The organism is Kutzneria sp. NPDC052558 (assembly GCF_044547355.1).
Taxonomy (GTDB): Bacteria; Actinomycetota; Actinomycetes; order Mycobacteriales; family Pseudonocardiaceae; genus Kutzneria.
On record NZ_JBIUAG010000023.1, the window covers coordinates 121,970 to 134,368 of the forward strand.

Annotated in this window: 7 protein-coding genes; 2 read left to right on the plus strand and 5 right to left on the minus strand. The window is 71.2% G+C overall.

Going from position 1 to position 12,399, the window contains the following annotated elements; genetic code table 11:
- The first annotated feature begins 6 nt into the window (after window positions 1-6).
- Complete coding sequence (locus ACIG5F_RS33785; RefSeq protein WP_396523989.1) at window positions 7-1,734, plus strand: PKD domain-containing protein; 1,728 nt, start codon at window positions 7-9, stop codon at window positions 1,732-1,734.
- 43 nt (window positions 1,735-1,777) lie between these two features.
- On the opposite strand, the gene ACIG5F_RS33790 is transcribed toward ACIG5F_RS33785, so the two are convergent.
- From ACIG5F_RS33790 to ACIG5F_RS33800, 3 genes are read right to left on the minus strand one after another with little or no spacing between them, the layout of a single operon-like run.
- Entirely contained in the window at window positions 1,778-5,851 is a 4,074-nt protein-coding gene (locus ACIG5F_RS33790) for a TIGR02680 family protein (RefSeq protein ID WP_396523990.1), read from the minus strand.
- Entirely contained in the window at window positions 5,848-7,089 is a 1,242-nt protein-coding gene (locus tag ACIG5F_RS33795; RefSeq protein ID WP_396523991.1) for a TIGR02678 family protein, read from the minus strand. Before ACIG5F_RS33795 ends, ACIG5F_RS33790 begins: the two co-directional genes overlap by 4 nt.
- Window positions 7,086-8,642 carry a DUF2397 domain-containing protein gene (locus ACIG5F_RS33800; protein ID WP_396523992.1) on the minus strand — a complete coding sequence of 519 codons (1,557 nt, stop codon included), beginning with the start codon at window positions 8,640-8,642 and terminating at the stop codon, window positions 7,086-7,088. Before ACIG5F_RS33800 ends, ACIG5F_RS33795 begins: the two co-directional genes overlap by 4 nt.
- Window positions 8,643-8,795: 153 nt before the next feature.
- Between ACIG5F_RS33800 and ACIG5F_RS33805 the strand changes: the two genes are divergently transcribed.
- Window positions 8,796-9,743: a cobalamin biosynthesis protein gene (locus ACIG5F_RS33805; RefSeq protein WP_396523993.1), complete on the plus strand. Its 948-nt coding sequence runs from the start codon at window positions 8,796-8,798 to the stop codon at window positions 9,741-9,743.
- Window positions 9,744-10,012: 269 nt separating this feature from the next.
- On the opposite strand, the gene ACIG5F_RS33810 is transcribed toward ACIG5F_RS33805, so the two are convergent.
- Complete coding sequence (locus tag ACIG5F_RS33810; RefSeq protein ID WP_396523994.1) at window positions 10,013-11,158, minus strand: DUF222 domain-containing protein; 1,146 nt, start codon at window positions 11,156-11,158, stop codon at window positions 10,013-10,015.
- Between the two features lie 398 nt (window positions 11,159-11,556).
- Window positions 11,557-12,387: an SURF1 family protein gene (locus tag ACIG5F_RS33815; protein ID WP_396523995.1), complete on the minus strand. Its 831-nt coding sequence runs from the start codon at window positions 12,385-12,387 to the stop codon at window positions 11,557-11,559.
- Window positions 12,388-12,399: the final 12 nt, after the last annotated feature.

The following is a 12,399-nucleotide window of genomic DNA, read 5'->3' on the forward strand; positions in this document are numbered from 1 at the left end:
CTACCAATGCCAAGACGCCTTTGGGCGTCGGCGTTGGCGGTCGCGCTGATCGGCGCGACCGCACTCGCCGTCGCCACACCCGCGTACGCCGCCGACGATCCGTTCCAGCTCAAGAGTCTCCAACTCACGCCGAACAAGGGACCGGCCCCGCTGCTGGACACCCTGACGGCAGTCGTGGACAACCCGCGGTCGACGCCGGTGACCTACACCTTCGACTTCGGCGACGGCAGTGCCCCGATGACCTCCGGGTCGGCCACCGTCCAGCACACCTACACCAGTCCGTCCGAAGTGGACGATCGCTACGTGGCCACGGTGACGGCGACCCTGCCGTCCGGGGCGACCTTCACGACCTCCAGCAATGTCCAGGTCACCACCCCGTTCACGCCGATCGGCCACGTGCGGGTGGCCCAGGTCGGGCCGCTGAGCGTGCGGGCCTACACCGACGACACGATGGATCCCTGGCAGATCGTCGAATACGCCTACGACTACGGCGACGGCACCGTGGTCAGGACCGCGAACCCGATCGGCGACCACGCCTACGCGGCTCTCGGCACGTACACGATCTCGTTGACCACCAAGGACTTCGCCGGCAACGTCGCGACGGATTCCCAGCAGGTGACCATTTCCGGCGCCTACTACCCGGTCGCCCCGCAGCGGCTGCTGGACACCCGTGACGGCGGCGGCCCGCTGGGTCCTGGCGGGCAGACGAGCCTGCAAGTGACTGGGGCACATGGGGTTCCGGCCGGCGGCGTCACCGCGGTCGTGCTCAACCTGACGGCGACCAACCCCACCGCCGACAGTTTCCTGTCCGTCTTTCCCAGCGGCGGCGCGAACCCCGGCACCTCCAACGTCAACTTCGCGCCCGGGCAGACCGTGCCCAACCTGGTGACGGTGCCGGTCGGCCCGGACGGCAAGGTCGTGATCGCCAACCACACCGGCCGGGTGGACGTTGTCGTCGACCTTGAGGGCTACTACCGCACGTCGCCGGCCGAACAGGGCGGCAGCTTCCTCAACCCCACGGTCGCGCAGCGACTCATGGACACCCGTGACGGCACTGGCGGTGTGCCCAAGGCCCCGATCGGCCCCGGCGGCCGGCAGGTGCTCAACGTGACCACGTACATGCCGGAGCCGGTCGCCGCGGTGGCGCTGAACGTGACCGTGACCAACCCGACCGCCAGCAGCTTCCTCACCGTGTTTCCCAACGGCGGCGCCACGCCGACCGCGTCCAACCTGAACTACCGCCCCGGGCAGACGGTCTCGAACCTGGTGATCGTCCCGGTGTCGGCCGCCGGCGAGATCACCTTCGTCAATCACGCCGGCAACGCCGACGTCATCGCCGATGTCGAGGGCTACTACCTCACGATGCCCAACGGCCGCTTCCCGACCACCGCCTTCACCCCGGTCGCGCCGTCCCGGGTCCTGGACACACGCGACGGCACCGGCGGCTTCCAGGGGCCGATCCCCCGCAACGAGACCATCGGCGCTCCCGTCGGCTCGATTCCCAGCAGCGCCAAGGCAGTCGTGCTCAACGTGACCGTCGTCAACGGCACCGCCGACAGCTACCTGACCGTGGGCGGCGGCTTCGTGGCCGGCACCTCCAACCTCAACTTCGGGCCGGGGCAGACCAAGCAGGTCCTGGTGATCGCCGCGCTGGAGAGCGACGGCCGGGTCCGGATCTACAACCACGTCGGCTCCGTCGACGTCATCGCCGACGTCTTCGGCTATTTCGCGTAGGAAACCGTTGGTGAGGGCCGGAAAGCCGGCCCCCACCACGGGGTTACGGGTCCTCGCGGTCGAGGCCGGCGCCGTCCCAGGTGGTGTGGGTGCAGGCCACGCCCCGGCCGTTCTTGGGTCGCAGCACGTCGTAGATGTGCATGCGGGGAATCTTCGACGACACGCCCCAGCCGCTGGGCCAGGTGATCACCCAGTCCATGTCGAGGTCGACGAGCAGCCCCAGCATGCGGGCGATGGTGGGATCGTCGAGCCGCTCGAAGGCCTCGTCGAGCAGCACCAGGCGCAGCGGGGCCTCGTCGCCGCCGCTGGAGACGGCGTCGTAGAACGAGGCGGCGGCGGCGAACAGGGTCACGTACGAGACGAGCCGGGTCTCACCGGAGGACAGCTGGCGCAGCCGCCGGACCCGGGGCTTGCCGTCGGGCCCGGAGTCGCGGACCCGGACGGTGAACGAGTACCAGGTCCGGTAGTCCAGCGCCCGGGCCAGGATCTCGGCGTAGCCGCTGGAATGGGCGTCCCGCTCGGCCTCGATCCGCTCGGTGATCACCTGCCGCAGCAGGTCGTCCTGCTCGGACGTGCGGTCGGCCAGCGGCGTGCGCACCAGCTCCAGGGCCTGCTTGGTCCGGTCGTCCAGGGCCGCCGACGGCCGCCACTCCAGTTGCACGTGCACGCCCTGGCTGGACCGGGCCTGGTCGAGCACGTCGTTCATCCGCCGGCACAGGTCCTCGGCCACCTCGATCTGCCCGCGCAGCCGCTCGGCCAGGTCCCGGATCAGGTAGTCGGCGAAGATCGACTGGTACCGCTCGCCGAGGAAACCCCGCTGCTCGGCCAGACGCTGCGACACCCGCAGCGCGGCGTCGGCCACCGGGCGGGGCCCGTCCTCGCCGGTGACGGTCACGGTCAGCACGCCGCCGGCGGTCTCGGCCCCGATGTCGTGGGTGCCGGCCAGCGAGGTCTGGAGCACCTGGAGCTTGCCGATCACGGTGCCCTCGGTCGATCCCTTGCGGTCGGATGCCTTGTCCAGCAAGGACAATGCCTCGTCCACTGTGGACGGAAGCTCGACTTCGGGGAACGCCGCGGACCAGATGCCGGGCGCGCCCAGGGCCTGCTCGAACGCCTCGACCGCGCCGGCGGCGTCGCCCTCCCGGCCGGTCAGCTGGGCCCGCTTGGTCTCCAGCAGCGTCTCCAGCTTGGTCGCCTGCTCGCGCAGCTCGACGACCTTCTCCCGGGACTGCGGCAGAGCCTTGCGCACGGCCTTCCGCTCGGCGTCCAAAGTGGACAGCTGGCGGGAGACTTCCTCGGCCTCGCCGCCGATCGCGGAGCTCAGCTCGGCCAGCCCGTGCGAACGGTCGGCGTACTCGACGCACAGCGCGTCGGCCGCCGACTCGGCCTCGGTCCGGTCGGTCAGCGCGGCGTGATGGTGCTGCATCGCGTCGATCAGGTCGATCACGGTCCGGGCGCACCGGCCGGCCAATGCCTCGGCCAGCTGCTCGGCCGCGACCCTCGCCTCCGACGCCGCCCGGTTGGCCCGGTCCAACGCCTCGGTGTCGACGGTGTCGCCGACTCCGATGCCCGCCTCGGACGCCGCCTGCACCAGCTCGGATCGGGCCGCATGCCATCGCTCGTCGCTGGCCTGGTGCTCGGCGCGCAGCTCGTAGGCCCGCTCCTCGGACTCCTCGGCCGACTCCTTGGCGCTGGTCAGCTTGGCGTGCGCCGAGATCAGCTCGCCGTCGTCCGGGAACGCCTCGACGTGCTGCTCCCACTGCGCGGCATCGGCCCGAGCCGAGTCGCACAGGCGCTCGGCGTCGGCCAGCTCGACGTGCAGACGCTCGACGGCCGAGCTCAGCTCGGCGAGCCGACGCTGCCGCGCCGCTTCCCTCGCGCCCGTGCCGACAAACTCCGCGACCGGCTTGGTCTGCGACCCGCACAGCACGCCGGCCCGCCACGCGCCACTGGTCGACAGCACCAGGCCCGGCGTGTCGGTCGTGGCCGGCACGTCGGCGACCCCGACCGCGGCCAGCAGCTTCGCCACGACATCGGCCGGCACCAGGCAACCCGGCTCGGCCGCCGGGATCAGCACGTCGGCCAGCGTCCGGCCGCTCGCCGCCGGCCCGGCCAGGGCGATCACCTCGGCCAGCTCGGCGTCGGAGACCTTGCCGGTGGTCGACACCCGCGCGGTCAGCAGGCCGCTGGCCTGCAACGCCGCCTCCAGCCCGGCCTGCTCGACCTCCGGCAGCGAGGGCACGAAGTCGACCAGCCGGTGGAACGCCGACGGGTCGGACTGCTCGTCGTGGCCGCCGGACCGCAGCGCCACGACCTCGGCCTCGTACTGGGTGATCGTCGCCCGCAGGTCGTCCAGCCGCTGCTCGGCGGCCACGACCCGCTGCCGCAGCTCGTGCGACCTCGGCGCCGCCCACTGCCGGACGCTGTCCCGCGCCGCCCGGGCCGCGCCGCGATCCTCGGTCAGCCGCGCCGCGTTCGGCGGCTGGGGACCATCCTCGGCGGCCCACCGCCGGGCCTGCTCCCGCCACACGTCCACGGCCGTCGCCAGCTGCTGGCCGGCCTCGTTGCGCCGCCCGGCCGCCTCGGTCGCGGTCAGCTGCGCCTGCCGGGCCGCGCGGTGCAGCTCCTCGACATCCCGCAGCTGCCGGTCCGAGGCCAGCGCCCGCTCGTGCAGCGACAGCGTCAAAGCGTTGCGGCGACGGGCTTCCGTGGCCACCTGCTCGGCCTGCCGGCCGGCGTCGCTCAGCGTGTCCAAAAGGGACTGCGGGTCGATCGCCGGCAGCAGCCGCCGGTCGATGGTCTGCGGCTCGGCCTCCGGATCCGGCTTGGCCCGCACGCGATCCTGCGTCACCTGCGCGTCGGTCGGCGGCATCGGCGGCACCTTCGGGCACAGGTCGCCGTCCAGGCCGGCGATGGCCAGCCGCTCCCGGGCGTGCCCGGCCAGCTCGTCGGCGCTGTCGATGTCCAGCCCGAGCCGCCGCAGCACGGCCAGCACGGAGTCGACCGCCCGGTCCTCCTGCGCCCGCTGCCGGCTCGCGGTGTCCAGCGCCGCCTCGGCCGCCGAACGCGACCGGGCCACCAGCTGCTCGCGGTCCTGGAGGTCCCGCATGCCGCGATACGCCGGCAGTTCCTTCAACGCCTCGATCCGGGCGTCGAGCTGGCTGTCCTGAGCCTCCAACTCGGCCACGGCCTGCTCGGCGGTGACCCGACCGTCCCGCGCGCTCTCGAGCTTGCGCTGCAACGACTCCAGCTCGGAACCCAGCGACGTCAGGCTTTTACGGCTCGACACCACCTTGTCGCCGAAACCGCGCAGGCCGGCCAGCGCGTAGCCGGAGTAGGTGCCGAGGAACGCCGTGAGCGCCGAGTCGGCGGTGGTCAGCCGGGTGATGTTCTCCCGGATCGACTCCAGGTCGTCGAACGAGGTCGCCAGGCCCTCGACCATGGCCGAGTCCAGCGGCGGCAGGGCGTCGGACAGGATCTGCTCCAGCTGGCCTTCCAACACCTTCAGGCCGACGTCCGGGTTGCGCAGCGTCCGCTGCAGGTGCAGCAGGTCGGCGTAGCGGGCCGCCGGCACGCCGTAGACCGTCTCGGCGACCTTGGCCCGGAACCCGGCGTCCTCGAACATGCAGTCCGCGCCGACCAGGTCGCGCAGCTGCGCCGGGCCGATCGGCACCCGGTCCGGCCCGGCCAGCCGCAGGTCCTTGCCGACCCGGGCCGGGGTGACGAACCGCCACGAGTCGGTGATCTGCTGCGAGGTCTTGGACGCCTTCACGCCCAGGCCGCAGGTCAGGTACTCGTCCTCGCCGCCGGCGTCGTGCTCCCGGCGCAGCTCGATCCAGGCGTAGCCGATCCGGTTGGGGCCGCCGTCGTAGTCGTCCAGCATGAGCCGCCGGATGCTGACCGTGTCGAAGCCCTTGGAGCCCAGCTGCCGCAGGTCCCCGTCCAGGCACAGCGGCAGCAGCAGCTCCAGGGTGCGCGACTTGCCGGAGCCGTTGGTGCCCTGGAAGATCGCCCGCCCGCCGGAGAAGTCGAAGACCTGCTCGGCGTACTGCCACACGTTGACGATGCCACCGCGGTGCAGTGTCCATCGAGGCTGGGTCCCACGCTTGTCGCTCACTGTGCACCATCTTCGTCGAACAGGGACCAGCCGGGCTCTTCAGGTTCGGCCGGCGGTGGTGGCGGGGCGTTTCGGGCCGGTGTGTCGTCGGGCTGCGGGGCCCAGCGGTGCGCGGTCGGCGCGATCAGCCAGCCCTGCTCGGGATCGTCGACCGCCAATCCCATGCGCACCAACAGGTCCAGCACGTCGGCGGTGAGCCGGTCCAGATCCTCGGTGGCCTGCCGCGACCACGCGGCCGGATAGTCCTCGACCAGCTGGCCGCAGATCACCCGAACCTGGCCGTACGTCACGGGATGACGGCCGTCGGGGCGGGGCTCCGGCGGCTCCTCGTCGTCGGCGAACAGCTCGGGATCGGGGTCGGCGATCAGCTCCGGCAATGCCAGCAGCGCGATCCGAGCGACCGTGCCGGAACCGGGGAACAGCACGTCGGTCAGGTAGTCCTCGGGGTCGGTGACCGCGACGCCCTCCAGCCGCGTCTCGGTGACCAGCCCGAAGCTGCGCTCCAACAGCCCCGACTCGCGGCGCTGGTTACGCCGCAGCCACTCCACCTGATCGGGTGGCAGATCCGCTTGCAGCACAACAGGATTCTCGACCAACTTGCGTCGCACCGCATGCTCGGCCCCCCGCGGCCCGGGTCGGGCGGCCAGCTCGATCAGGTGATCGGGGCCGGTCGCCTCCAGCAGCGGGCCGGACAGCAGCTGGCCCAGCAGGTCGGTGTCGATGGTGATCAGGGCCTCGGCCGGGCCGTCGCTGCCCCACGGCGCGACGGTGCCCTCGGTCTCGGTGATCACGCCCAGCGCCAGCAGGTGCCGCAGCGCCGCCGTCAGCGCGCGGCGGTCCGGCAGGTCGTCGGTGATCGCGACACCGGCCTCGACCGCGGCCGCCCGCACGTCGGTGACCAGTCGCGACAGCAGCACCTGGCGTCCGACACCGGTCAGCGCGGCGATGGTGAGCGCGAAGTAGGTGTAGCCACGCGGCGACAGCGTCGGCTCGCCGCGGGTCGGGTCCACGCCCGGCCCCGGCTTGTACAGGCGGGCGAAGCGGCGCTCCACCACGAGCCGGTACGCCAGCAGCCCGGCGAACAGGTCCTGGAGCGTGGCGCGGTGCCGGTAGACGAGCGGCAGCAGATCGCCATCTGGTCCGTCAGCGCGCAACAAAGGCCGCCTCAGCAGCACGCGGGCGCAGCGCACCACGTTCGCCGCGTCGATGTCGGACAGGCCGTCCAGCACGTCCTTCATGAGCCGGCCTCCAGTGCCACCGAGGCGTTGTGCAGGGTCAGCGTGCCGCCCGCGGTCTTGATGGTCGTCGTCCGGCCTTCCTCGGGAGTGACGGTCAGCTTCAGGCCGCGCACCGGGTCGGCCGCCGAGCCGGTGTCCTCGGCCCGCTCGCGTTGCGCCATCGCCATCGTCAACAGCTCGCAGAACACGTCGAGGGCGCCATGGGACAGCCGGCTCTCCTCGATCGTCGGCGCGGCCTCGACCAGCTCGGTCACCGCCTCCGAACGCTTCTTGTCCACGGCACGGGCATCGGCCAGCAGGGCCTGCTCGGTGATCGGGTCGTCCACGATCCGCGAGGTCCGGCCCCGCGCGCCACGGTCGCCGCGGCTGCGGACGCTCACCGTGACGTCGAGCAGCGGGCCGTCCCGCCACGGGGTGTGCTCGTCATCGCCGTCGTGCTCGGGCGAGGGCAGCAGGTTGCGGGCCGAGTAGAGGCCGAACGCGGCGGCGTAGAGCGAATGGGCCTGGTCCGGGGTCGCCCCGTCGAACCAGCCGGCCAGCTTGAGCAGCTCGGCCCGGCGGCCCGGCAGCAGCCCGCCGCCGGAGGTCGCCCGCTTCACGCTGGCCAGCAGCGACCCGATGGCCCGGCCGGTCGCCTCGCGCAGCGCCGTCACCTGGCTGGGCCGGCCCGGGCGGTCGACGAACCAGTCGGTCAGGTCCTGCCAGTCGGCCACGGTCCGGCCGCGAGAGCGCTCGATCGGCAGGTCCTCGGAGCCCAGGGCGTTGGTCGGGCCGAGCAGCCGCAGCAGCTCACTGCGGCCCCGGGCCAGCTGGCCCAGCGACTCGGCGATCGCCGGCGTGTGCCGCAGGACGTCCTCGACAACCATCTGGATGTACTCGACGAGCAGGTTGCGGAAGCCGGAGATCTCGTCCGGGGCCAGGTGGTGGCGGGTGACGATCTGGCCCAGGTAGGCGTAGAAGTCCCGGACCGTGACGGCCAGCTCGGCGTGCTGGAGGAACAGGGTCGTGACCTGCTCGGCCAGCGCCTCCCGGGCCCGCTTCGCGCCCGGGCCGCCCTCGGTGAACACGGCGTCGGACAGCGACTTGCCCAGCGCGCCCAGGCCGCGCTCGATGGCCGGCAGCAGCTCCCGCGACACCTCGCGGGCCCCTTCCGGCACCCGCAGCAGCTCGTCCACGTCGCGCTGCACCCGGACCGCCAGCTTGCTGACCTGGTAGCGCACGCTGCCGTGCTGGAACTCGGCGATGCTGGCCGCGATCACCTCGCGCCGGCCCGGCACCAGATTGCCCCACTCCACCAGCTGCTTGAGCCGGGCGATCACCGTCTCGATCCGGGACTCGCCCGGGTCGATCAGCCCCTCCCGCTCAGCCGCCGCCAGCTTGGCCGCCACCTCCCCGGCCGACAGGTCGGCCAGCAGCGTCGACGCGAACAGCCGCATGGTCGTCAGGTAGGTGCGGTGGTGCTCGCGGGGCTGGAGGTAGGCGTACAGCAGCAGTCGGCGGTCGGTCGACTCCGCGCCCACGAGCGTGTCCTGGACGTGCTGCTCCTGCTCCACGGTCGGCCACATTAACCGGCCTGCCGGGGGCCGCTGACCCACCTGTCGCCGAACGGGTGATGAGCAGGCGATAACGTCTACCGCCTGGCGGCTGGGGACGACGGAGGTCTGGGGAGTGGCGGGTCTGCGTTGCGAACGGATCTGGGGCGCGGCGTGAACGGGGCGAGGGCCGTGGGCCTGCTGCTCGGGACCGCGGCCGACGCGGTGTTCGGAGACCCGCGCCAGTGGCATCCCGTGGCCGCCTTCGGCAGTACCGCAGCGGCGCTGGAACGGGCCGTCTACCGCGACCATAAGGTCCCCGGAGTTGTGCACAGTGTGCTGCTCGCCGGGGGCGCTGTCGCCGTAGGCGTGGCCATCGAGCGGCTCGGTCGGCGCCGGCCGCTGGTGCAGATCGCCACTACCGCGCTGGCCACGTGGGCTGTGCTCGGGGGAGCATCGCTGGCCGCCGAAGGCACCGCCATGGGCCGTTCCTTGGACGCCAGCGACATCGACTCCGCCCGTGAACGCCTGCCCAACCTCTGCGGCCGCGAGCCCTCCAGCCTGGACGCCGCCGGGCTGGCGCGGGCGACTGTCGAGTCAGTGGCCGAGAACACGTCCGACGCCGTCGTCGCCCCGCTGTTCTGGGGCGCGGTCGCCGGCGTGCCCGGGCTGCTCGGCTACCGGGCCGCCAACACCCTCGACGCCATGGTCGGCCACCGCTCCGCCCGCTACGCCAAGTTCGGCTGGGCCGCCGCCCGGCTCGACGACCTGGCCAACCTTGTGCCCTCGCGGCTCGCCGCCGTGCTCACCTCGGTCACGGCGCCCGTCGTCGGCGGCTCGTCGCGCAGCGCGTGGCGTACCTGGCGGCAGGACGCCTCGGCCCACCCCAGCCCCAACGCCGGCCAGGTCGAGGCGGCCTTCGCCGGGGCGCTGGAGATCCGCCTCGGCGGCCGCACTGTCTACGCGCACGGGGCCGAGGAACGCCCGGTGCTGGGTCACGGCCGCAGCCCCGACGCCGGCCACGTCACCCGAGCGGTTGAGCTCTCCCGTGTCGTCGGCTTCGCCTCGGCGGCCGCCTCGGCCGTGCTCGCCCTGGCCATCGGCTTCCGTCGATCCCGCTAGCGGGGCGGTTGGTTGGGGGCTCCGGGTGGATTGTGTGGAGACCTCTGGGCGATGGCGTGTCAAGGCGCTATCGGGCAGGCTCCGCCTGCCTCGATACGCAAGAAGCTTATGCTATCGCCCCCCTCCACACAAAATCCACCCTCCGATTGTCGAAGTGGAAAGTCTGTGTTGCCAGTCGCTTTCGCAGGTTGCCGACCCCGCTTTGTTGGAGGGGGAGTTTCGGTCCGCTGTGGAATTGTCAAAGAACAGGTGCAGTAGGCGGGTCGTAGTCAGTACTGGTGGGGCTGGGTGATGTAGTGCCGACCCTGCGGAGTGACCCAATGCAAGGTCCCATCCTCGTCCAGGGTGACGGTGTGGTCGCCGTGCTTGAGGTGGTGATGGTGTTGACAGTAGCCCTTGAGCTGGTCCGGATTCGTCTTGCCTTTCGGCCACGGCACGGTGTGGTCGATTTCCTGGATCGGATTGACACAGCCGGGGGCGCAGCAGGTGCCGCCGTCGCGGAGCTTGGTGAACTCCCGACACCGGGCCGGGGGCTTGTAGAGATGGGTGGCCATCGCGGCGGCCCGCTGATACTCGTCCAACAGGACACCGCGCCAGGGGCCGAGCATGGCCAGTTCGCGGGCGGAGTCGGCGCTGATCGGACCGTAGCCATCCAGCAGACCCGGGTCCTCGGTCAGACCCATCAACGTCTCCATCGACAGCGTGACGTGAACCTGCACCTTCCGATCGATGCCGTAGCCCAGGAACCGGTCCAGGAACGCGTCCACCCGCTTCTGATCGGTGGTGCGGCAGTCCTTGCACAACGCCCGGGCATCAGCGGTGGCGATGTCGTAGCACTGCCGGGCGTCGATCGCCGACATGCGGATCCGCAGCTCGGCCAAGCCGTTGGGCAGCGGGTAGAACTCGATCCGCCGCTCCTTGTCACGGGCCTTCTGCCGGCGCTGCTCGTAGCCCAGCGGATCGGCCTCGGCCACCAGCTTGGTGGTCCGGCGCGCGAGTTGGGTGCGGGTCAGCTCGGCGGCCACCCCGACCAACTGGTCCTCGATCTGGGGGATCGTGGCGGGGTCGAGGTGGATCACCCGCTCGTCCACGGTCTCCAGCCGGCGCAGGTCGATCTCCCCGCGCCGCAGCTGCTCACACAGCCGAGGCAGCCGGTCCAGGACTTCGGCGCGCTCCTGCTGCCGGAACAGGGACTGTTCCGACTCGTGAGTGGCCATGGACATCTCGGCCAGATCGTCGAAATTGCGGAGAATGCACAGCCGGGCGTGGTCGGCAACCGCCGTGATCTTGCGGGCCATGACGAATGCGGTGACTTGTTGCTCGGGGGTGAGGGTGGAGAGATCCGCGCCGAGGAGCAGGTCCAGCATCGCTCCCGAAGGCTCAGCAGACTCCAGCTCTCGGGTGATTTCTTTCATACCCCAAGAATACCCCTATTGAAGATCCAAATCGAATCACTAACGGGTGAACCTGTGTTTCATGCATAATCGCAACGACCCCACAACCAGCATCACGACCCCACCCGCAGCACCACGGCGACAATCATCTACACCTCCACGCTCCGGAGGGTGGATTTTGCGCGGAGGGGGGCGATGGCATAAGCTTTTTGCGTATCGAGGCAGGCGGAGCCTGCCCGATAGCGCCTTGACACGCCATCGCCCAGAGGTCTCCGCGCAAAATCCACCCGGAGTCGCCTGGATAACAGCCCGTCACCCCTCAAACAGACGACAACCCCCACCCCTCACCGCAATCCCCACCCCCGGCAACCGCGCGGCGCGGGCACAAGAATCACACCCACACCCACCACCCACACCCACTACCCCCGAGCAGCAGCCGCCCGATCCCGAGCCTCATCCTCAGCCAGAATCTCCGCCACCGACTTCCGCTTGGGCTTGTCGGAGTTGTCCAGCGCACCGCCAGGCCGAGCCTCACGCCAGGTGAAATAACCCCAACCGAACAGTGCCATCGACCCGAAGATCAGCCACTGGATCGCGTACGAGAAGTACGGCCCGTCGTCCAGTTGCGGCAGCGGGATGGCGCCACCGCCGGTGACCATGCCGGGCTGGCCGGAGGTGAGCTGGTAGTAGCCGGGGTCGAGTGTCACGCCGCCGGCCTGGGCAACGGTGCCGGAGTTGATCGAGTAGATCTGCCGCTTGCCGGTGTCCAGGAAGCTGGGCCGCTTGTCGGCCGGCTCATCATCTTGGGCCCGCGCGGTGATGGTGACCTGCCCGCTGGGCGGGGCGCTGTATGTCGGCACCGACTTGCCGGCTTGGGGCGGCTCGTACCCCCGGTCGACCAGCACGGTGCGGCCGTCGGTGAGCCGGAACGGGGTGACGATCTCGAACGCCGGCTCGCCCTGCACGGTGCGCAGCCGAGCCATGGCCTCACCGGCCGGCTCGTACGTGCCGGTCATGGTGACCAGCCGCCACACCGCTGCGTCGGAGGGCTCGGAACCGGCCGGCACGAGTTGCTCGACCGGCACCGGCTTGCTGGTGAAGGAGGCGGTCAGCGCGGCGTTTTGGGCCTGCTGCTCGGCGTTCCGGCTGAACTGCCACGGGGCCAGGATCGCGTAGCACGCGGCGGCGAACACGAACACCACCACCGTGAGCATCAGCCAGTTGGGCTGGAGCAGGAACCGGAACCGCACCACCCCACGGTA

Excerpts from the sequence above, each read along its gene's own strand:
- ACIG5F_RS33795 (WP_396523991.1), bottom strand. The coding sequence starts at position 7,089 with ATGAAGGACGTGCTGGACGGCCTGTCCGACATCGACGCGGCGAACGTG.
- ACIG5F_RS33810 (WP_396523994.1), bottom strand. The coding sequence starts at position 11,158 with ATGAAAGAAATCACCCGAGAGCTGGAGTCTGCTGAGCCTTCGGGAGCG.
- ACIG5F_RS33785 (WP_396523989.1), top strand. The coding sequence starts at position 7 with ATGCCAAGACGCCTTTGGGCGTCGGCGTTGGCGGTCGCGCTGATCGGC.